This window comes from Pseudomonas sp. S31 (genome assembly GCF_016648105.1).
Lineage (GTDB): Bacteria > Pseudomonadota > Gammaproteobacteria > Pseudomonadales > Pseudomonadaceae > Aquipseudomonas.
Window position 1 is genome coordinate 1 of the sequence record NZ_JACVVE010000043.1, and the last position, 19439, is coordinate 19439.

Consider the following 19439-nt stretch of genomic DNA (forward strand, 5'->3'; position numbering starts at 1 on the left):
ACCCTCCCCCCGCCCCCCCGGCGGGCCCCCCCCCCCACGGGGCCGGTACAGGCGGAACACCTCCTCCAGCTACACTGTCTTATCGAATAACCGTTGTAGTCCATCGCCCCTTACAAGAGCAGGACCACCCGCCATGTTCGATATCCGCAACTACCCCCAGGCCCTGGCCGTCAGCCAGTCGGCCGCCCTCAGCCACGACGACTACCAGCGCCTGTACCGCCAGTCGGTGGAAGATCCAGATACCTTCTGGGCAGAACAGGCCAAACGCCTGGACTGGATCAAGCCCTGGTCGAGCGTGCAGCAATGCGACCTGAACACCGGTACCGCACGCTGGTTCGACGGTGCCGAGTTGAACGTCAGCTACAACTGCATCGACCGCCACCTGGCCCAGCGCGGCGAGCAGACCGCCCTGCTCTGGGAAGGTGACGACCCCAAGGATTCCAAGGCCATCAGCTACCGCGAGTTGCACCGCCAGGTCTGCCGCCTGGCCAATGCCCTGAAAGCTCGCGGCGTAGGCAAGGGTGACCGGGTGTGCATCTACATGCCGATGGTGCCCGAGGCCGCCTATGCCATGCTCGCCTGCACGCGCATCGGCGCGATCCATTCGGTGGTGTTCGGCGGCTTCTCCCCCGATGCCCTGCGCGATCGCATCCTCGATGCCGACTGCCGCACCGTGATCACCGCCGACGAAGGCGTGCGCGGTGGCAAGCGCGTCCCGCTCAAGCAGAATGTCGACCAGGCCCTGGCCAGTTGCCCAGGCGTCAGCAGCGTGTTCGTGGTGCGCCGCACCGGCGGCCAGGTAGCCTGGAACGACGATCGCGACCTGTGGTACCACGACGCGACCGAAAATGCCGGCGACACCTGCGTGCCGGAACCGATGGCCGCCGAGGATCCGCTGTTCATCCTCTACACCTCCGGCAGCACCGGCAAGCCCAAAGGCGTGATGCACACCACCGCCGGCTACCTGCTCCAGGCCACGCTGACCTTCAAGGTGGTGTTCGACTACCGCGACGGCGAGGTGTTCTGGTGCACCGCCGACGTCGGCTGGGTGACCGGGCACAGTTACATCGTCTATGGCCCGCTGGCCAACGGCGCGATCAGCCTGATGTTCGAAGGCGTACCCAACTACCCCGACACCTCACGCTTCTGGCAGGTGGTCGACAAGCACAAGGTCAATATCTTCTATACCGCGCCCACCGCCCTGCGCGCGCTGATGCGTGAAGGCCCATGGCCGCTGCGCAGCACCTCGCGCAAGAGCCTGCGTCTGCTCGGCAGCGTCGGCGAGCCGATCAACCCGGAAGCCTGGGAGTGGTACTTCGAGGAGGTTGGGCAACAGCGCTGCCCGATCGTCGATACCTGGTGGCAGACCGAGACCGGCGGCATCATGTTGACGCCCCTGCCCGGCACACCGGTGCTCAAGCCAGGCTGCGCCACCCAGCCGATGTTCGGTGTGGAGCCGGTACTGCTGGACGAGAAGGGCCAACCGATCGAAGGGCCCGGGGCCGGGATGCTGGCGCTCAAGGCCAGCTGGCCGGGGCAGATCCGTAGCGTCTATGGCGACCACCAGCGCATGGTCGATACCTACTTCAAGCCCATGCCTGGCTATTACTTCACCGGTGACGGTGCTCGCCGCGACGCCGACGGCCACTACTGGATCACCGGGCGCGTCGACGATGTGATCAACGTGTCCGGCCACCGCATCGGCACCGCCGAAGTGGAGAGCGCCCTGGTGCTGCACGACAGCGTGGCGGAGGCGGCCGTGGTCGGCTACCCCCACGACCTCAAGGGCCAGGGGGTATACGCCTTCGTCACGCCGATGAATGGGGTGAATGCCAACGACGCGCTCAAGGCCGAGCTGCTGGCGCTGGTCAGCAAGGAAATCGGCAGCTTCGCCAAGCCCGAGCTGATCCAGTGGGCCCCAGGTCTGCCCAAGACCCGCTCAGGCAAGATCATGCGGCGTATACTACGCAAGATCGCCTGCAACGAACTCGACAACCTGGGCGACACTTCGACCCTGGCCGACCCGAGCGTGGTCCAGGGGCTGATCGACAACCGCCTCAACCGCTAACCGGCGGCCTGCCATGGCCGCCCTGAGCCACAGGTCGCCATGGAAGCCCTACGCCGCCGTATCGAAACCCAGGTCATGAGCCTCACCGGGCTGGCCCTCGGCCAGCTCGACCTGGAGTCGCCCAAGGGCGACCCCGGGTTGTTCGGGCCGCACAGCATCAGCTGGCGCGTGCATGGCGACTTCCCCAGCATGCTGGTGGGCGGCATCGGCGCCTTGCTCCTGCAACTGCTGCATCCCGCCGCCCTGGCCGGGGTATGGGATCACTCCAACTTCCGTGGCGACCTGCTCGGCCGCCTGCGCCGCACCAGCCAGTTCATCTCCGGCACCACCTTCGGCTCCACCCGCGATGCCGAATGGCTGATCGCCAAGGTTCGCGACATCCATCTCAAGGTCACCGGCAGCACGCCCGATGGCCGGCCCTACGCCGCGAGTGACCCGGACCTGCTGACCTGGGTGCACGTGGCCGAGGTCAGCAGCTTCCTCGCCGCCCACCTGCGTTACCGCGACCCGCACCTGCCACGTGCGCAGCAGGACCGCTACTACGACGAGATCGCGCTGATCGCCGAACGCCTGGGTGCCCGCGACGTGCCACGCTCCTGCCAGCAGGTAGAAGACTACCTGCTGGCCATGCGCCCGCAACTGCACTGCGACGCTCGCAGCCTGGAAGTGGTCGGTATCCTGCTCGCCGCCCCCGCGCCCAGCCGCCTGGCGCAGCCGGTCGGTAAATTGATGCTGCAGGCAGGCATCGATCTGCTGCCTGAATGGGCCAGCGACATGCTAGGTTTGCACCAGGGCCCGATGCGCCGTCAGCTAGTGCGGCTGGGGCTTTTGCGCACCGCACCGGTGTTGCGCTGGGCCATGCGCGATGGCTCTGCGCAGCGGGCCAAAAGGCGCATGGGTATCGCGTGAGGGAAATTGGTCGGCCCAGCGGAACCGATTTAACGTGCCATACTCCAACCACTCCTGCTAAGCCAGACGAAGCGACACATGTACAAAGGACTGATCCGCGCCCTAGGCGCCCTGCTTGCTCTCGTAGCCCTGTATAGCCTGCTTGGCTTCCTTATTCTCCCCGGCATTGCGCTGCGCGTGGCCAACCAGCAACTGGCCCAGTACGCCACGGTGCCCGCGCACCTGCAGCGCATCGAACTCAACCCGTTCAGCCTCGAACTGACCTTGTGGGGCCTGCAGGTCGGCGAACCCGGCAAGGAACAGGTCGGCTTCGAGCGCTTGTACGCCAACCTGGCGCTCGACAGCCTGTGGAGCGGCGCTCTGCACCTGGATGCCGTGGAACTCGACAAGCCCCGCAACGAGGTGCTGTTCGCCAAGGACGGCACGCTCAACCTGACCCAACTGTTCAAGCTGCCGCCCAGCGAGCCCAAGGCCGACGAGCCACCCAGCGACCCCTTCCCGCTGCGGATCGGCTCGATCAAGCTGAGCGGCGGCTACCTGCACTTTGAGGACGCCCGCCCCAGCGAGCCGATCGAATTCATCTACGACGATATGAACCTTGAGCTGAAGAACCTCAGCACCCTGCCCGACGACAATGCCGACATGACCCTGGTGGCCAATGGCCCCAACGGTGGCCGCATCGACTGGGCAGGCACGCTGAGCCTGTCGCCGATCGCTTCGCAAGGCACGCTCAAGGTCACTGATGGCAAGATGAAACTGTTCTGGCCGTATGTCCGCGATGCCGTGCCGCTGGTGCTCGAAGACGGTGTGCTGAACCTGGATACCCACTACAAGCTCAACCTCGCCAAGGAAACCGAGCTGCTGCTGGACAACGTCTCGCTGCGCGTCGCCCCCTTCGCCATCAAGGCCCCGGACGGCCGCCAGCTGGCGCGCCTGGCCAACCTCGAGGTGAGCGAAACCTCCATCGACCTGGCCAAGCAGCTGGTCACCGTCGGCAAGGTGCGGAGTGAAAAACTCGAAACCTGGGCCGCCCTGGAGAAAGACGGGCAACTGGACTGGCAGAAGCTGTTCGCCAGCCAACCGGCCAAACCGACCCCCAAGGAGAAAGCCGAACCCGCCGCGGCCGAGCCCACGCCTGAGCAGAAAGCCGCCCAGGCTCCCAGCAAGCCTTGGCAGGTACTGCTCAAGGACGTACAACTGCGCGACTACCAGGTACACCTGGCCGACCGTAGCCAGAAGGAGCCAGTGGCCCTCGACGTCGGCCCACTCAACCTGGACATGCAAGGCTTCGACAGCCTCAACCAGTCGCCCTTCACCCTCAAGCTCGACACCGGCGTCGGCAAGCAGGGCAAGCTGCAGGCTGCTGGCCAGGTCAACCTGGCGCCGGTCACCGCCAAACTCGACGTCAGCACCCGCGACATCGACCTGCGCGTGGCCCAGGCCTACATCAGCCCGTTCATCCGCCTGGAACTGCGCAGCGGCATGCTCGCCAGCGACCTCAAGGTCGACCTGAAGAACACCGACCCGCTGGCCTTCAGCGTGACCGGCAAGGCCCAGGTCAACCAGCTGCACACGCTAGACACCATCAAGGACCGCGACTTCGTCAAATGGCAGCAGGTCAACGTCGATGGCCTGTCATACGTGCATGGCGATGCCTTGTCGATCGACAAGGTGACGCTGTTGCAGCCCTATGCGCGCTTCATCATCAACGAAGACCGCACTACCAACGTCGATGACCTGCTGATCCCGCAACCGGCCACCCCGGCCAGCAGCGCGCAGGCAAAGCCGGCCAGTGCCTCGGCCAGCAAGCCCCTGGGTATCCACATCGGCCAGATCGCCATCAACGACGGCTCGGCCAACTTCGCCGACCTGACCCTGACACCGAACTTCGCCACGGCCGTGCAGCAGCTCAACGGCCAGATCGGCACCATCGACAACCGCAAGCCGACCCCGGCCAAGGTCGACGTCAAGGGCAAGGTCGACCGCTATGCGCCGGTGACCATCAAGGGCGCACTGAACCCGTTCAACCCGCTGGCCAGCCTGGACATCGCCACCAGTTTCAAGCGCGTCGAGCTGACCACGCTGACCCCCTACTCCGGCAAGTTCGCAGGTTTCCGCATCCGCAAGGGCCGGCTGAACCTCGACCTGCACTACCTGATCACCAATGGCCAGCTCAAGGCCGAGAACAAGGTGGTGGTGGAACAGCTGCAACTGGGTGAGAAGGTCGACAGCCCCGACGCGGTGGACCTGCCGATCCGCCTGGCGGTGGCCCTGCTCAAGGACACCGAGGGCAAGATCTCGATCGAGCTGCCGGTCACGGGCGACCTCAACAACCCGCAGTTCAGCGTGATGCCGATCGTCTGGCAGACCCTGCGCAACCTGGTGCTGCGTGCGGCCCAGGCACCGTTCAAGTTCATCGGTGGCCTGATTTCCGGGGGCGGCGCCGAAGACCTTGGCAATGTCGCCTTTGCGCCAGGTTCCAGCGAACTCAGCGGGGATGCCCAGGGCGCGCTGGAGAAACTGGCGGCAGCCTTGCAGAAACGCCCGGAACTGCGCCTGGAAATCGAAGGCACCGCCGCCCAGAGCAGCGACGGCCCGCTGATCGCCGAACAGCGCCTGGAGCGGGAATACCAGGCTACCTGGTACAAGATCCTGCAACGTCGCGGCGATAAGGTACCGGCCAATGCCTCGATGCTGAAGGTCGACGACAGCGACAAGCCAGCGATGCTCGAAGGTATCTACCGTACCCGCCTGAAACAGCAGCCGCCGGCCGAATGGGAGCAGTTGAGCCGCGACGAGCGTACCGCCAAGCTGCGCGAAGCGGTGATCAAATCGTGGGCGGAAAGCGCGTCGCTGCTGCGCACCCTGGGCCAGGCACGGGCCGGTAGCATCAAGGACTACCTGGTCGATAAAGGGAAGCTGGAGGACGACCGGGTGTACTTCATCGATACCACGTTGGGCGAGGCTGAGAAGGATGGGCGGGTGATTACGCCGATGCATCTGGATGCCGAGTGATCCTGGCATGACAGGTCTGGCCTCTTCGCGGCTAAAGCCGCTCCTACACGGGGAGCGGTAATTTCTGTAGGAGCGGCTTTAGCCGCGAAGAGGCCAGGCAGGACTCAATGAAAAGCCCCGGCAGATGCCGGGGCTTTTTTACATCGGTGGCCAAATCCTTCTGGCCGACAGGATGGTCCTTATTCGGCTTTCAGGCCGTCAGACATGACGCTCTTGACGCCCTTGATGTTGTTGGTGATGCGAACAGCTTCTTCTTTCTGCGATGCAGTGACCTTCACGTCCGAGGACAGCGAAACGACACCTTGGCTGGTTTCAACTTTGATGTCGCTGCCCGGAATGCCTTTTTCGGTCAGCAGGTCGGCCTTGACCTTGGTGGTGATCCAACTATCGGAGCCTTCTTGTTTAACATTGTCCACTGTGTTGGCAGCCAGCATGACAGGTGCCTGGGTCGAGGCTTGGGCGGCGAAGGCGCCGTTGGCCAGGGTCAGAGTCAGGGCGGTAGCAGTAGCGGCAGCAATGGCAAACTTCTTCATTTGGGTCACTCCTGTTTTTCGGAAGGTCTGCGCCGTAGTTCCTGGCGTCAGGTATGAAGGTAGTTGCAGGTGCTGTGCCAGCTTTTGCGTTTCGCTTGAAGCCTTTTAAATCAATGACTTAGGTAGATATGACAATGCCAGGTGTCGTGCAATCTGCAATGCCGGGCAAAAAAAGCTGTGCAAGATGCATGTTCGCAAAACGGTTTCAGGACCGGTTTCAGCGCATGGCATAGCGACATTTCAGCAGATAAGAAAAAGGGCCCCGAAGGGCCCTTGATCATCGCTGCGGTCGATTAGACGCCGGAAGCCTTGGCCGCGGCAACGTCCTTGATCGACAGCTTGATACGGCCGCGGTTGTCCACGTCCAGTACCAGCACTTCGACTTCCTGGCCTTCTTTCAGGATATCGGTCACTTTCTCGACACGAGCGTCGCTCAGCATCGAGATGTGCACCAGGCCGTCCTTGCCAGGCAGGATGTTGACGAAGGCGCCGAAGTCGACGATGCGTTCGACCTTGCCGACGTAGATCTTGCCGATCTCGGCCTCTGCGGTGATGCCCAGGATGCGCTGCTTGGCTGCGTCTGCCGCTTCCTTGGTTTCGCCGAAGATCTTGATCGAGCCGTCGTCTTCGATGTCGATCGAAGCCTTGGTTTCTTCGCAGATGGCGCGGATGGTGGCGCCGCCCTTGCCGATGACGTCACGGATCTTGTCGGTGTCGATCTTCATCGCGATCATGGTCGGGGCGTTGGCCGACAGTTCGGTACGCGACTGGCCGATGATCTGGTTCATCTGGCCGAGGATGTTCAGGCGCGCTTCCAGGGCCTGGCCCAGGGCGATCTCCATGATCTCTTCGGTGATGCCGTTGATCTTGATGTCCATCTGCAGCGCGGTAACACCCTTGGCGGTACCGGCAACCTTGAAGTCCATGTCGCCCAGGTGGTCTTCGTCACCGAGGATGTCGGTGAGGACGGCGAACTTCTCGCCTTCCTTGACCAGGCCCATGGCGATACCGGCAACCGGAGCCTTCATCGGCACACCAGCGTCCATCAGGGCCAGGGAAGCACCGCAGACCGAAGCCATGGAGCTGGAACCGTTGGATTCGGTGATTTCCGAAACCACACGGATGGTGTACGGGAACACGTCGGCGGCTGGCAGCATGGCTTGAACCGAACGACGGGCCAGACGGCCGTGGCCGATTTCGCGGCGGCCAGCGCCACCCATGCGACCACACTCACCTACCGAGAACGGTGGGAAGTTGTAGTGCAGCATGAACGGGTCTTTCTTCTCGCCTTCGAGGGTATCCAGCAGCTGTGCGTCCCGCGCGGTACCCAGGGTCGCGACGACCAGGGCCTGGGTTTCGCCACGGGTGAACAGCGCCGAACCGTGGGTCTTCGGCAGTACGCCGACTTCGATGTTCAGCGGGCGTACGGTCTTGGTGTCGCGGCCGTCGATACGTGGCTTGCCGTTGACGATGTTTTCGCGAACGGTGCGGTATTCGATTTCGCCGAAGATGTCTTTGACTTCACCAGCCGAAGGTTGGCCTTCCTCACCCGAGAACTTGGCAACCGCCTGGTCGCGCAGCTCGCCCAGGCGCGCATAGCGGTCAGCCTTGACGGTGATGGTGTAGCCCTGCGAAACAGCCTCGCCGAACTCGGCGCGGATGGCGTTGAACAGCTCGGTGTTGGCAACGGCCGGTTTCCAGTCCCAGGTCGGCTTGCCCGCTTCGGCGGCCAGCTCTTTGACAGCCTGGATGACAGCCTGGAATTCGTCGTGGGCGAACAGCACGGCACCCAGCATCTGGTCTTCGGTCAGCTCCTGGGCTTCCGATTCAACCATCAGCACGGCATCGGAAGTACCGGCAACGACCATGTCCAGGCTCGAAGCCTGCAGCTGCTCGTAGGTTGGGTTCAGCAGGTAGCCAGTGCTTTCGTGGAAGGCTACGCGAGCGGCGCCGATCGGGCCTTCGAACGGGATGCCGGAGATGGCCAGGGCAGCCGAGGTACCGATCATCGCAGCGATGTCCGGATCGGTCTTCTTGCTGGTGGAGACGACGGTGCAGACGACCTGCACTTCGTTCATGAAGCCTTCTGGGAACAGCGGGCGGATCGGACGGTCGATCAGGCGCGAGGTCAGCGTCTCTTTCTCCGAAGGACGGCCTTCACGCTTGAAGAAGCCACCCGGGATCTTGCCGGCGGCGTAGGTCTTTTCCTGGTAGTGGACCGACAGCGGGAAGAAACCCTTGCCTGGATCGGCCTGCTTGGCACCTACCACGGTCACCAGCACGGTGACGTCGTTGTCGACGGTGACCAGCACGGCGCCGGTCGCCTGACGGGCGATACGGCCCGTTTCGAGAGTAACGGTCGATTGACCGAACTGGAATTTCTTGATTACCGGGTTCACGGTTTCCTACCTTTTCAGTGGCTCTTGGGGGAACTGGTTTCTTGCGAATTCTTGGGCAGAACGGGGAATCGGCCCCATTGACCGTCCAGATACAACACGAGGCTGGGAGCCTGGCGCCAAACGGAAAAACCGTTCAGCACTGCCAGGCTGCCAACCTCGGAGATACGCGTGGCGTGTCCGACGCAAGCACAGAAAAGCACTTGCGAAGCCTGCGACACGCCATGCACACCACTGACCAGGCCGCTATTAGCGACGCAGGCCCAGGCGACCGATCAGGGCGCTGTAACGAGTGGTGTCTTTGCCCTTCAGGTAGTCCAGCAGCTTACGACGCTGGTTGACCATACGGATCAGGCCACGACGCGAGTGGTGGTCTTTGCCGTTGGCCTTGAAGTGGCCTTGCAGCTTGTTGATGTTCGCGGTCAGCAGAGCGACCTGAACTTCCGGGCTACCGGTGTCGCCAGCAGCTTGCTGGAAGTCGGTAACGATTTGAGCTTTTTCTTCAACGCTGAGGGCCATTTGGCTTCTCCTGATAACGGAACCCGCGAACGGGTCCAATAGGCCAGGGACAAATCCCTGTATTAATAGAAAAGGTGTGACCGTGCCTACTGACAGCCACCCTTGGTTCCGCGGGCTCCGGTATTAGCCTCGGCCCGTGGTTTCGATCATTCCGACCGAATCAGTCGACGCGGCGCAATGCGCCCGTCTTCGCTCACTTCACCGATACCGATGAAGCGACCGTTGTGATCCTGTACCCGGACCATGCCGAACTGCGGCGCGTCCGGAGCCCGTACTGCCTGCCCATGCAGCCAGTAGAAGGCACTGTGTTCCGACAGGCACACCAGGGGCCAGTCTTGCAGGCCGCTGTCGGCGGGCATCAGGAAGCGGTCGAGTGCTTCGTTGCCGCCTTCGGCGTGGGCCTGCTCGAGTTCCTCGAGGGTGACCGTCTGGGCCAGCTCGAACGGCCCAGCCTGGGTTCTGCGCAGCTCGGCGACGTACGCACCACAGCCCAGAACCTCACCGATATCCTCCACCAGGGTGCGGATATAGGTGCCTTTGCTGCAACCGACCGACAACCGCGCACGGGTACCTTCGCACTCGAGCAACTCCAAGCGGCCAATAGTAACAGAACGCGCCTCGCGCTCCACTACCTCTCCTGCACGTGCCAGTTTATACAGCGGCTGGCCATCACGCTTGAGAGCCGAGTACATCGGCGGCACCTGGCTGATCGGGCCACGAAAACGCGGCAGCACAGCCTCGATATCGGCGCGACCAACGGTCACCTCGCGGGTCTGCAACACCTCGCCTTCGGCGTCTGCGGTGGTGGTAGTCTGCCCCAGCTGCATGACCGTTTCGTAGCCCTTGTCGGAATCGAGCAGGTACTGCGAAAACTTGGTCGCCTCACCGAAGCACAGCGGCAGAACGCCGGAGGCCAGGGGGTCGAGGCTGCCGGTGTGGCCGGCCTTCTCGGCGTTGAGCAGCCAACGGACCTTCTGCAAGGCAGCGTTGGAGGTGAACCCCAGGGGCTTGTCGAGCAGGATGATGCCGCTGACGTTGCGGCGGATACGTTTGACCTGGGCCACCGCTTACTCCTTGGTGTCCGGCTCGTCGGCATCCTGGTGCAGGCGGTCTTCGGCCACCGCACGCTCGATCAGCGCCGACAGGTGGGCACCGCGGCTGACGCTTTCATCGAAGTGGAAATGCAGTTGCGGCACGCTGCGCAGTTGCATGGCACGGCCCAGGTGCAGGCGCAGGAAGCTCGCGGCGCTGTTCAGGGCCTTGAGCGTCTGTGGCACGGCGTCTGCGTCGTCCTGGCCCATGACGGTGATGAACACCTTGGCATGGCCGAGATCGCGGCTGACGTCGACGGCGGTGATGGTCACCAGGCCGACGCGTGGGTCTTTGACTTCACGGCGGATCAGCTCGGAAAGCTCGCGCTGCATCTGATCGCCGATGCGTTGGGTACGGCTGTATTCTTTTGCCATTCTTGCTACCTGTAACTTAAAGCGGCAAACGCCCGGTCAGGCTGAAGCCTGACCGGGCGCTACCTTCAGAGGCGCTGCCAGCCGCCCTGAGGCGGGGCCTGCACCACGGCTCGGGCCCTTACAGGGTACGAGCCACCTGGACTTTCTCGAAGACTTCGATCTTGTCGCCGACCTTGACGTCGTTGTAGCTCTTGACGCCAATACCGCACTCCATGCCCGAACGGACTTCGGAGGCATCGTCCTTGAAGCGACGCAGCGATTCCAGCTCGCCTTCGAAGATCACCACGTCATCGCGCAGTACGCGGATCGGACGGTTGCGGTACACGGTACCCTCGATGACCATACAGCCAGCGATGGCGCCGAACTTCGGCGAACGGAACACATCACGCACTTCGGCGACACCCAGGATGTTCTCGCGAACATCGCTGCCGAGCATGCCGGTCAGGGCTTTCTTGACGTCTTCGATGATGTCGTAGATCACGTTGTAGTAACGCATATCCAGACCTTCCTGCTCGACGATCTTGCGCGCGCCGGCATCGGCACGCACGTTGAAGCCGAACAGCACCGCGTTGGACGCCAGCGCCAGGTTGGCGTCGCTCTCGGTGATACCACCGACGCCGCCACCGATCACGCGAACCTGAACCTCGTCGTTGCCCAGGCCCGACAGCGAACCCTGCAGTGCTTCCAGGGAACCGCGCACGTCGGTCTTGAGGACGATGTTGAGGGTCTTCTTCTCTTCCTGACCCATGGTCTCGAAGATGTTTTCCAGCTTGCCGGCGTGAGCACGGGCCAGCTTGACCTCGCGGTACTTGCCTTGACGGAACAGGGCAACTTCACGCGCCTTCTTCTCGTCGGCGACCACGGACAGCTCGTCACCGGCTTCCGGAGTGCCATCCAGGCCAAGGATCTCGACCGGGATCGACGGGCCGGCTTCCTTCACAGGCTTGCCGTTCTCGTCGAGCATGGCACGCACGCGGCCATAGTTGGAACCGCACAGGACCATGTCGCCCTGACGCAGGGTACCGTCCTGAACCAGGATGGTCGCCACTGGGCCGCGGCCCTTGTCCAGGCGCGATTCGACCACCACGCCACGACCTGGAGCGGTCGGGGTCGCGGTCAGCTCGAGGATCTCGGCCTGCAGCAGGACGGCTTCGAGCAGCTCGTCGACACCGGTACCCATCTTCGCCGAAACCTTGACGAATGGAGTGTCACCACCCCAGTCCTCGGAGGTCACGCCTTCGACGGCCAGTTCGTTGCGGATGCGATCGAGGTCGGCACCCGGCTTGTCGATCTTGTTCACCGCGACTACCAGCGGTACGCCAGCTGCCTTGGCATGCTGAACGGCTTCGCGGGTCTGCGGCATCACGCCGTCGTCCGCCGCCACCACGAGGATGACGATGTCGGTGGCCTTGGCACCACGAGCACGCATCTGGGTGAACGCTGCGTGGCCCGGGGTATCGAGGAAGGTGACCATGCCGCGGTCGGTTTCCACGTGGTAGGCACCGATGTGCTGGGTGATACCACCGGCTTCGCCAGCGGCAACCTTGGCACGACGGATGTAGTCGAGCAGCGAGGTCTTACCGTGGTCGACGTGACCCATTACGGTGACGACCGGCGCACGCGACTCGGTCTGACCTTCGAACTTCAGCGATTCGGCCAGGGAGTCTTCCAGGGCGGTGTCGCTGATCAAGGTGACCTTGTGGCCCAGCTCTTCGGCGATCAGCTGTGCGGTTTCCTGGTCGAGCACCTGGTTGATGGTGACCGGGGTACCCAGCTTGAACATGAACTTGACCACTTCGGCGCCCTTGACGGACATCTGGTTGGCCAGCTCGGAGACGGTGATGGTCTCGCCGATGGTCACGTCACGAATGACAGGACCGGTCGGGTTCTGGAAGCCATGCTGGTTACGCTTCTTCAGCTTGCTCTTGCCACCGCGACCGCGACGGTTGCCATCGCTTTCTTCGTCGGTGGTACGTGGAGCGGCACGTGGAGTCGGCGCTTTTTCCTTCTCCTTGACCTTGACCTTGATCGACACACGCGGTGCCTCGCCACGGCCGCCGCGACGGTCTTCGTCACGGGCACGGCTTTCGTTGCGACGGGTCTCGTCTTTCTTGCGCTCGGCGGCACGGGCGGCGGCGTCTTCCGAAGCCGGGGCCTCGGCGACTACCGGGGCGGCAGCTGCAGCCGGTGCAGCCTCGACCGCTGCCGGTTTGGCAGCAGGTGCGGCGGCCGGGGCCTCGGCAGCCTGACGGCGAGCCTGTTCCTCGTTGCGCTGGCGAACCTCGGCCTCGACCTTCTCGCGAGCGGCGTTTTCGGCCGCGCGGCGCTCTTCCAGCTCACGCTTCTGCTCAGCCTGGATTTCTTCCGGGCTGCGCTGAACGAATACTTTCTTCTTGCGTACTTCTACGCTGATGCTCTTGCTACCGGCGACACGCAGGGTGCTGGTGGTCTTGCGCTGCAAGGTAATCTTGCGCGGCTCTTCCGCCTTGCTCTTGTGGCTGCTCTTCAAATGGGTCAGCAGAGTCTGCTTCTCATTGTCGGTCACTACCTGACCGGCGTCGGTGTGCGGCAGACCTGCCTCACGCATCTGCTGCAGCAGGCGCTCTACCGGTGCCTCGACCTCTTGGGCCAGTTCTTTCACCGTGACTTGCGTCATGCACTTCTCTCCTCAGGCCGCGCCTAATTACTCGAACCAGTGGGCTCGGGCGGCCATGATCAACTTGCCGGCACGCTCTTCGTCGATGCCGTCGATGTCGAGCAGGTCGTCAATCGACTGCTCGGCCAGGTCTTCGCGGTTAACCACGCCGCGCACCGCCAGTTCAGCCGCCAGGTCCTTGTCCATGCCCTCGAGGGAGAGCAGGTCGTCGGCCGGGTGGGCGTCTGCCAGTTTTTCTTCGGTAGCGATGGCCTTGGTCAACAAACGGTCCTTGGCACGAGCGCGGAGCTCGTCGACGATTTCTTCGTCAAAGCCATCGATGTTGAGCATTTCTTCCAACGGTACGTAGGCAATTTCTTCGAGGCTGGTGAAGCCTTCGTCGACCAGCACTTGGGCCAGCTCCTCGTCGACTTCCAGTTCCTCGATGAAGTTGCGCAGGATGTCGCCGGTTTCAGCCTGTTGCTTGGCCTGGATATCCTTCTCGGTCATCACGTTCAGGGTCCAGCCGGTGAGCTGGCTGGCCAGTCGAACGTTCTGACCACCACGGCCAATGGCTTGGGCCAGGTTGTCCTCGGCGACGGCGATGTCCATGGCATGGGCATCTTCATCAACGATGATCGCCGCGACTTCAGCCGGCGACATGGCGTTGATGACGAACTGCGCCGGGTTCTCGTCCCACAGGACGATATCCACGCGCTCGCCGCCCAGCTCGCCGGATACGGCCTGGACGCGCGACCCACGCATGCCGATGCAGGCACCTTGCGGGTCGATGCGCTTGTCCTTGGAGCGGACGGCGATCTTGGCGCGCGAACCCGGGTCACGGGAAGCGGCCATGACTTCGATGAGGCCTTCGGCGATTTCCGGCACTTCGATGCGGAACAGTTCGATCAGCATCTGCGGCGCGGTGCGCGACAGGATCAGCTGAGGACCGCGGTTCTCGGTGCGGATCTCCTTGAGCAGCGCACGCAGGCGCACGCCGACTCGGAAGGTCTCACGTGGAATGATGTCTTCGCGGGCCAGCAACGCTTCGGCGTTGTTGCCCAGGTCGACGATGACGTTGTCGCGGGTGACCTTCTTGACGGTGCCGGAGATGATCTCGCCAACGCGTTCGCGGTAGGCGTCGACCACCTGGGCGCGCTCGGCCTCGCGGACCTTCTGCACGATGACCTGCTTGGCGGTCTGGGCGGCGATACGACCGAATTCGATGGACTCGATCTTCTCCTCGATCACGTCACCGACCTTGGCTTCAGGGTGGGTCTCGTGGATCTTGGCCAGCCAGGTCTCGATGGCCGGATCGTCAAGATCGGCCTCGTCGACGACGGTCCAGCGACGGAAAGTCTCGTAGCTACCGGTGTGGCGGTTGATTTCCACACGCAGGTCGACTTCGTCTTCAAAACGTTTTTTGGTTGCAGTAGCCAGGGCCACTTCCAGCGCTTCGAAAATGACGCCGGGCGGTACACCCTTTTCGTTGGATACCGATTCAACAACCAGCAGTACTTCTTTGCTCATCGTACGCCTCGCCTTGCGCAAGCCATTGGGCCCGGATAGTCCGCCGGGCCCGGCACGTCTCAGTCAAAACTGGGAATAATATTGGCCTTGTCGATCGAGTCGATCGGCAACAGGAACTCGTGATTGTCCACCTGGACCACCACATCCTGCTCCTCCACACCGCGGAGAAGGCCCTGGAAGTTACGACGACCTTCGAAGGGCGTACGCAGCTTGATCTTCACTTGCTCGCCGGCATGCGAAGCAAACTGTTCTAGCGTGAACAGCGGGCGATCCATGCCAGGAGAGGACACCTCGAGGGTATATTCAGAGCTGATCGGATCTTCCACATCGAGGATCGCACTGGCCTGACGGCTGACCGCTTCGCAGTCGTCCACCAGGATCCCGCCTTCCTTGTCGATATAGATACGCAGTACCGAATGCTTACCCTGGGAGATGAACTCGACTCCCCAGCATTCGTAGCCCAGACCCTCGACCACCGGGGCCAACAAGGCCTGCAACTGTTCTAGCTTGCTCGACACCTGAACCCCCTCGTGCATGCTGTGCAAATAAAAAATGGGCGAAGCGCCCATCCCTGAAAGCGCCGTAGGACAACGGCGCCGAAAACTGTTCGGCTAGCAAAAAGCCCCTGAAAAGGGGCTCCGCTGAAGCTGGTTGCGGGGGCTGGATTTGAACCAACGACCTTCGGGTTATGAGCCCGACGAGCTACCAAGCTGCTCCACCCCGCGACAAAGCTGGGGCGAAAGTATAAGACTTAACCCTAGGCAGGGTCAATCCAAGACCTCCACCTGCAAGAAAGCCCGCTAAAGCGGGCTCTCAAGCTTCAATTGGTACCGAGAAGGGGACTCGAACCCCTACACCCTATGGGCACAACCACCTCAAGGTTGCGTGTCTACCAATTCCACCACCTCGGCAATACTACTACTTGAAACCCGTTACTTCTGCTCTTCGGCTGGAGGAGGTACGTCACCTTGAGGGGTGGTTTCGCTCTTCTGCTGCTGGAGCACCGGTACATCATCATTTACTGCCGGCTTCTGCTCTTTCACTTCCAACACTGCTGGATCTGGCAGACCTGCTGAAGTCAGCTCGTGAGCTTTCTCCTTTGCGAAGTATCCTAACCCAAGTGCTGTCAAAAAGAAAGTGGCAGCGAGTATAGCAGTAAACTTACTCAGGAAGGTAGCAGAACCTTGGCTTCCGAACACAGTGTTAGAGGCACCTGCGCCGAAAGATGCACCTGCTTCCGCACCTTTACCCTGTTGCAACAGCACCAGCACTACAAGCGACAGCGCTGCCAACAGATGAAAAACAACGATAACTGTTTCCAGCATTTGTTCAGTTTCCTGCGGCGCGACAAATTGCACCGAATTCGTCTGCGTTCAGGGACGCTCCACCAATGAGCCCCCCATCGATATCCGGCATGCCGAACAGTTCGGCCGCATTGGCCGCCTTCACGCTGCCGCCGTAGAGAAGCTGCACGTTCGCGGCAACTTCGGCGTCTTCGGCCGCCAACTGCGCACGGATGGCTGCATGCACATCCTGAGCCTGTTGAGGCGAAGCCGTCAAACCTGTACCAATGGCCCAAACCGGCTCATAGGCAATTACAGCACTGGCAAAAGCCTTAACACCGAACGCGTCGATGATACTGCTTAGTTGACGCCCTACAACTTCGAGCGTTTTGCCCGCCTCGCGCTCTTCGAGAGTTTCCCCTACGCAGAGCACCGGCATTAAACCACTAAGTTGAGCGGCTGCAAACTTGTCTTTCAGCACTTCTTCACTTTCGCCAATGATCTGGCGGCGCTCGGAGTGGCCGATCAGTACCAACTTGCAACCTGCTTCAACCAACTGACTCGGTGCAACTTCACCGGTCAGCGCGCCCTGTTCGGGCTTTACCGCAGAATTCTGTGCTCCGACAATGATTCCCTTGCCTTCCAGCCCATCAACAACCTGGTTGATGAACAAGGTCGGGGGAAACACCGCGACTTCCACTCCGCTCGGCAAGGCCAGATTGCTCAAGCCTTGGGTAAGCTCAGCGACGCTGGCGCGGGTACCGTGCATCTTCCAGTTACCAGCTACCATGGGGCGACGCATGCTTTACCTCGTCGGTCAAAGTGGGCGCAGATAGTACCCAACCCTATCTGCGCTGGCAAGGCCCTTTCAGGCACAAACTTCTGCGACCAGCTTGGCCAAGGCCTCGGCATGGCGCCGCACCTGGCTTTCGTCGTCGCCTTCGACCATGACCCGCACCAGTGGCTCGGTGCCCGACTTGCGCAGCAGTACCCGGCCGCGGCCCGCCATGTCCTCGGTGGCCTTGGCACTGGCTTCCTTCACCGCCGGGTGTGCGAGCGGGTCGACGGTGCTCGCGCCGAAGCGCACGTTGATCAGCACCTGCGGGCATTTGCGCACGGCCTGGCGGGCCTGGGCGAGGGTTTCGCCACGGCGCTTGAGGGCCATCAGCACCTGCAGCGCGGCGATGATCGCATCACCGGTGGTGGTGTGGTTGCAGCAGACGATGTGCCCCGAGTTTTCACCACCGATCTGCCAGCCGCGTTCGAGCAGCTCGGCCATCACATAGCGGTCACCGACCTTGGCCCGCACGAACGGGATGTCCAGGTCCTTGAGCGCCAACTCCAGGCCCAGGTTACTCATCAGGGTCCCGACCGCCCCGCCTTCGAGCTTGCCGCGCTCGCGCAGGTCACGGGTGATGATGTACAGCAGTTCGTCGCCATCGACGATGGTGCCGGTGTGATCGACCATCAGCACCCGGTCCCCGTCACCGTCGAAGGCGATGCCCAGGTCGGCATGCCCGACCAGCACCGCCGCCTGCAGCGACTCGATATGGGTCGAGCCGCAGCTTTCGTTGATGTTCAGCCCATCAGGCTGGGCGTGCAGCACGGTCACCTCGGCACCCAGCTCGCGGAATACGCTCGGCGCGACCTTGTAGGTGGCGCCATGGGCGCAGTCGACCACCAGCTTGAGGCCTTCGAAGCTGGTGCTGCTGGGCACACTGCTCTTGCAGAACTCGATGTAGCGTCCGGCGGCGTCGTTGATCCGCGAAACCTTGCCGAGCTTGCTCGACTCGACCACGCTCATCGGCTGGTCGAGCAGCTCCTCGATCATCAACTCGACCTCGTCAGGCAGCTTGGTGCCCTGGCCGGAGAAGAACTTGATGCCGTTGTCATCGTGCGGGTTGTGCGAGGCACTGATGACGATACCGGCCTCGGCGTGGAAAGTACGAGTCAGGTAGGCGATGGCCGGGGTTGGCATCGGCCCGAGCAGCAGCACGTCGGCGCCTGCGGCCGACAGACCGGCTTCGAGGGCCGACTCGAACATGTAGCCGGAAATCCGCGTGTCCTTGCCGACCAGCACCTGGCACTTGCCCTGCTTGCGGAAGGCCATGCCCGCCGCCCAGCCGAGCTTGAGCATGAAATCCGGTGTGATCGGGTATTCGCCGACGCGGCCACGGATGCCGTCGGTACCAAAGTATTTTCTGCTCATAGCGACTCCAATGTGCTTATTCGGCGTTCTGTACCGCGGCGATCATGCGCACCACGTCGACCGTCTCGGCCACGTCGTGAACCCGCAGGATGCTCGCCCCTTTGGTCATTGCCAGGGCGGCCAGGGCCAGGCTGCCGTACAGGCGCTCGCCCACCGGGCGGTCCAGGGTAAGGCCGATCATGCTCTTGCGCGAGACACCCACCAGCAGCGGGCGCCCCAGGCGATAGAGCGCTTCCATGTGTTTGAACAGGCTCAGGTTGTGCGCGAGGGTCTTGGCAAAACCGAAGCCCGGGTCGAGGACGATGCGCTCGGCGCCGATACCAGCGGCAGCGCACGCAGCCATCCGCTGTTCAAGATAGCGCGTAACGTCGGCCGTCACATCGTCATAGTGCGGGGAATCCTGCATGTTGCCCGGTTCGCCACGCATGTGCATGAGACACACCGGCAGGCCGCTGTCAGCAGCGGCATCCAGCGCCCCGTCTCGCTCCAGCGCGCGCACATCGTTGATCAGGCCAGCGCCCAGGCGGGCCGACTCACGAATGACGGCAGGTGTGGACGTGTCGACGGAAATGACCACGTCGAGGCGGCTGTTGATAGCCTCGACCATCGGCGCAACGCGCTCCAGCTCTTCGGTCACCGATACCGCGCGCGCGCCGGGGCGCGTCGATTCGCCGCCGATGTCGATCAGCGTCGCGCCCGCGGCAACCATCGCCTCGGCATGGCGCAGAGCCTCGTCGCGCTGGCTGAAGCGCCCACCGTCGGAGAAGGAATCAGGGGTGATGTTGAGGATACCCATGACGTGGGTACGGGAAAGGTCAAGAACCCGGTTGCCGCAAGGCAACCGGGTCGGGTACTGCTTGGAACTCATAGCTGCCC

15 protein-coding genes and 2 tRNA genes are annotated in these 19439 nt (G+C 62.6%); 3 read left to right on the forward strand and 14 right to left on the reverse strand.

The annotated features are described in order from the left end of the window. Positions 1 to 133: 133 nt before the first annotated feature. The 3 genes from acs (at position 134) to IAE37_RS23895 (ending at position 5992) form a co-directional block, all read left to right on the forward strand. On the forward strand, positions 134 to 2068 hold the full coding sequence (gene acs / locus IAE37_RS23885) for an acetate--CoA ligase (RefSeq protein WP_201177556.1): 1935 nt from the start codon (positions 134 to 136) through the stop codon (positions 2066 to 2068). 39 nt (positions 2069 to 2107) lie between these two features. Beyond that, a complete protein-coding gene (locus IAE37_RS23890) occupies positions 2108 to 2977 on the forward strand; it encodes an oxygenase MpaB family protein (protein WP_201177557.1) in 870 nt (289 codons plus the stop codon). Positions 2978 to 3055: 78 nt separating this feature from the next. Beyond that, entirely contained in the window at positions 3056 to 5992 is a 2937-nt protein-coding gene (locus tag IAE37_RS23895; RefSeq protein ID WP_201177558.1) for a DUF748 domain-containing protein, read from the forward strand. A gap of 179 nt (positions 5993 to 6171) precedes the next feature. Here the strand turns inward: IAE37_RS23895 and IAE37_RS23900 are convergent, their stop codons facing one another. The 14 genes from IAE37_RS23900 to folP all read right to left on the reverse strand — a co-directional run bounded on the left by IAE37_RS23900 (position 6172) and on the right by folP (position 19431). Then, complete coding sequence (locus tag IAE37_RS23900) at positions 6172 to 6525, reverse strand: BON domain-containing protein (protein ID WP_201177559.1); 354 nt, start codon at positions 6523 to 6525, stop codon at positions 6172 to 6174. A gap of 293 nt (positions 6526 to 6818) precedes the next feature. Beyond that, a complete protein-coding gene (gene pnp / locus IAE37_RS23905; protein ID WP_201177561.1) occupies positions 6819 to 8924 on the reverse strand; it encodes a polyribonucleotide nucleotidyltransferase in 2106 nt (701 codons plus the stop codon). A 246-nt stretch (positions 8925 to 9170) separates the two neighbouring features. Continuing rightward, positions 9171 to 9440: a 30S ribosomal protein S15 gene (rpsO, locus tag IAE37_RS23910; RefSeq protein WP_012274241.1), complete on the reverse strand. Its 270-nt coding sequence runs from the start codon at positions 9438 to 9440 to the stop codon at positions 9171 to 9173. A gap of 146 nt (positions 9441 to 9586) precedes the next feature. Continuing rightward, positions 9587 to 10504 (reverse strand): tRNA pseudouridine(55) synthase TruB, encoded by a 918-nt coding sequence (gene truB / locus IAE37_RS23915; RefSeq protein ID WP_201177563.1) that lies wholly within the window; start codon positions 10502 to 10504, stop codon positions 9587 to 9589. Positions 10505 to 10507: 3 nt separating this feature from the next. Next, positions 10508 to 10906 carry a 30S ribosome-binding factor RbfA gene (gene rbfA / locus IAE37_RS23920; RefSeq protein WP_201177565.1) on the reverse strand — a complete coding sequence of 133 codons (399 nt, stop codon included), beginning with the start codon at positions 10904 to 10906 and terminating at the stop codon, positions 10508 to 10510. Positions 10907 to 11024: 118 nt separating this feature from the next. Further along, entirely contained in the window at positions 11025 to 13562 is a 2538-nt protein-coding gene (gene infB / locus IAE37_RS23925; RefSeq protein WP_201177567.1) for a translation initiation factor IF-2, read from the reverse strand. Between the two features lie 27 nt (positions 13563 to 13589). Next, a complete protein-coding gene (gene nusA, locus IAE37_RS23930; RefSeq protein WP_201177569.1) occupies positions 13590 to 15071 on the reverse strand; it encodes a transcription termination factor NusA in 1482 nt (493 codons plus the stop codon). A 59-nt stretch (positions 15072 to 15130) separates the two neighbouring features. Beyond that, the gene (gene rimP / locus IAE37_RS23935; protein WP_165976091.1) at positions 15131 to 15589 is read right to left on the reverse strand and encodes a ribosome maturation factor RimP; all 459 of its coding nucleotides are present in this window, start codon (positions 15587 to 15589) and stop codon (positions 15131 to 15133) included. 130 nt (positions 15590 to 15719) lie between these two features. Then, positions 15720 to 15796 (reverse strand) — tRNA-Met (locus IAE37_RS23940). Between the two features lie 100 nt (positions 15797 to 15896). After that, a tRNA-Leu gene (locus IAE37_RS23945) sits at positions 15897 to 15982 on the reverse strand. 21 nt (positions 15983 to 16003) lie between these two features. After that, a complete protein-coding gene (gene secG, locus IAE37_RS23950; protein WP_136912878.1) occupies positions 16004 to 16396 on the reverse strand; it encodes a preprotein translocase subunit SecG in 393 nt (130 codons plus the stop codon). Between the two features lie 4 nt (positions 16397 to 16400). Continuing rightward, positions 16401 to 17156, reverse strand: a complete 756-nt coding sequence (gene tpiA, locus IAE37_RS23955; protein ID WP_201177570.1) for a triose-phosphate isomerase — start codon at positions 17154 to 17156, stop codon at positions 16401 to 16403. A 66-nt stretch (positions 17157 to 17222) separates the two neighbouring features. After that, a complete protein-coding gene (glmM, locus tag IAE37_RS23960) occupies positions 17223 to 18563 on the reverse strand; it encodes a phosphoglucosamine mutase (protein WP_201177572.1) in 1341 nt (446 codons plus the stop codon). Between the two features lie 16 nt (positions 18564 to 18579). Continuing rightward, the gene (gene folP / locus IAE37_RS23965) at positions 18580 to 19431 is read right to left on the reverse strand and encodes a dihydropteroate synthase (protein ID WP_201177574.1); all 852 of its coding nucleotides are present in this window, start codon (positions 19429 to 19431) and stop codon (positions 18580 to 18582) included. Between the last annotated feature and the right edge of the window lie 8 nt (positions 19432 to 19439).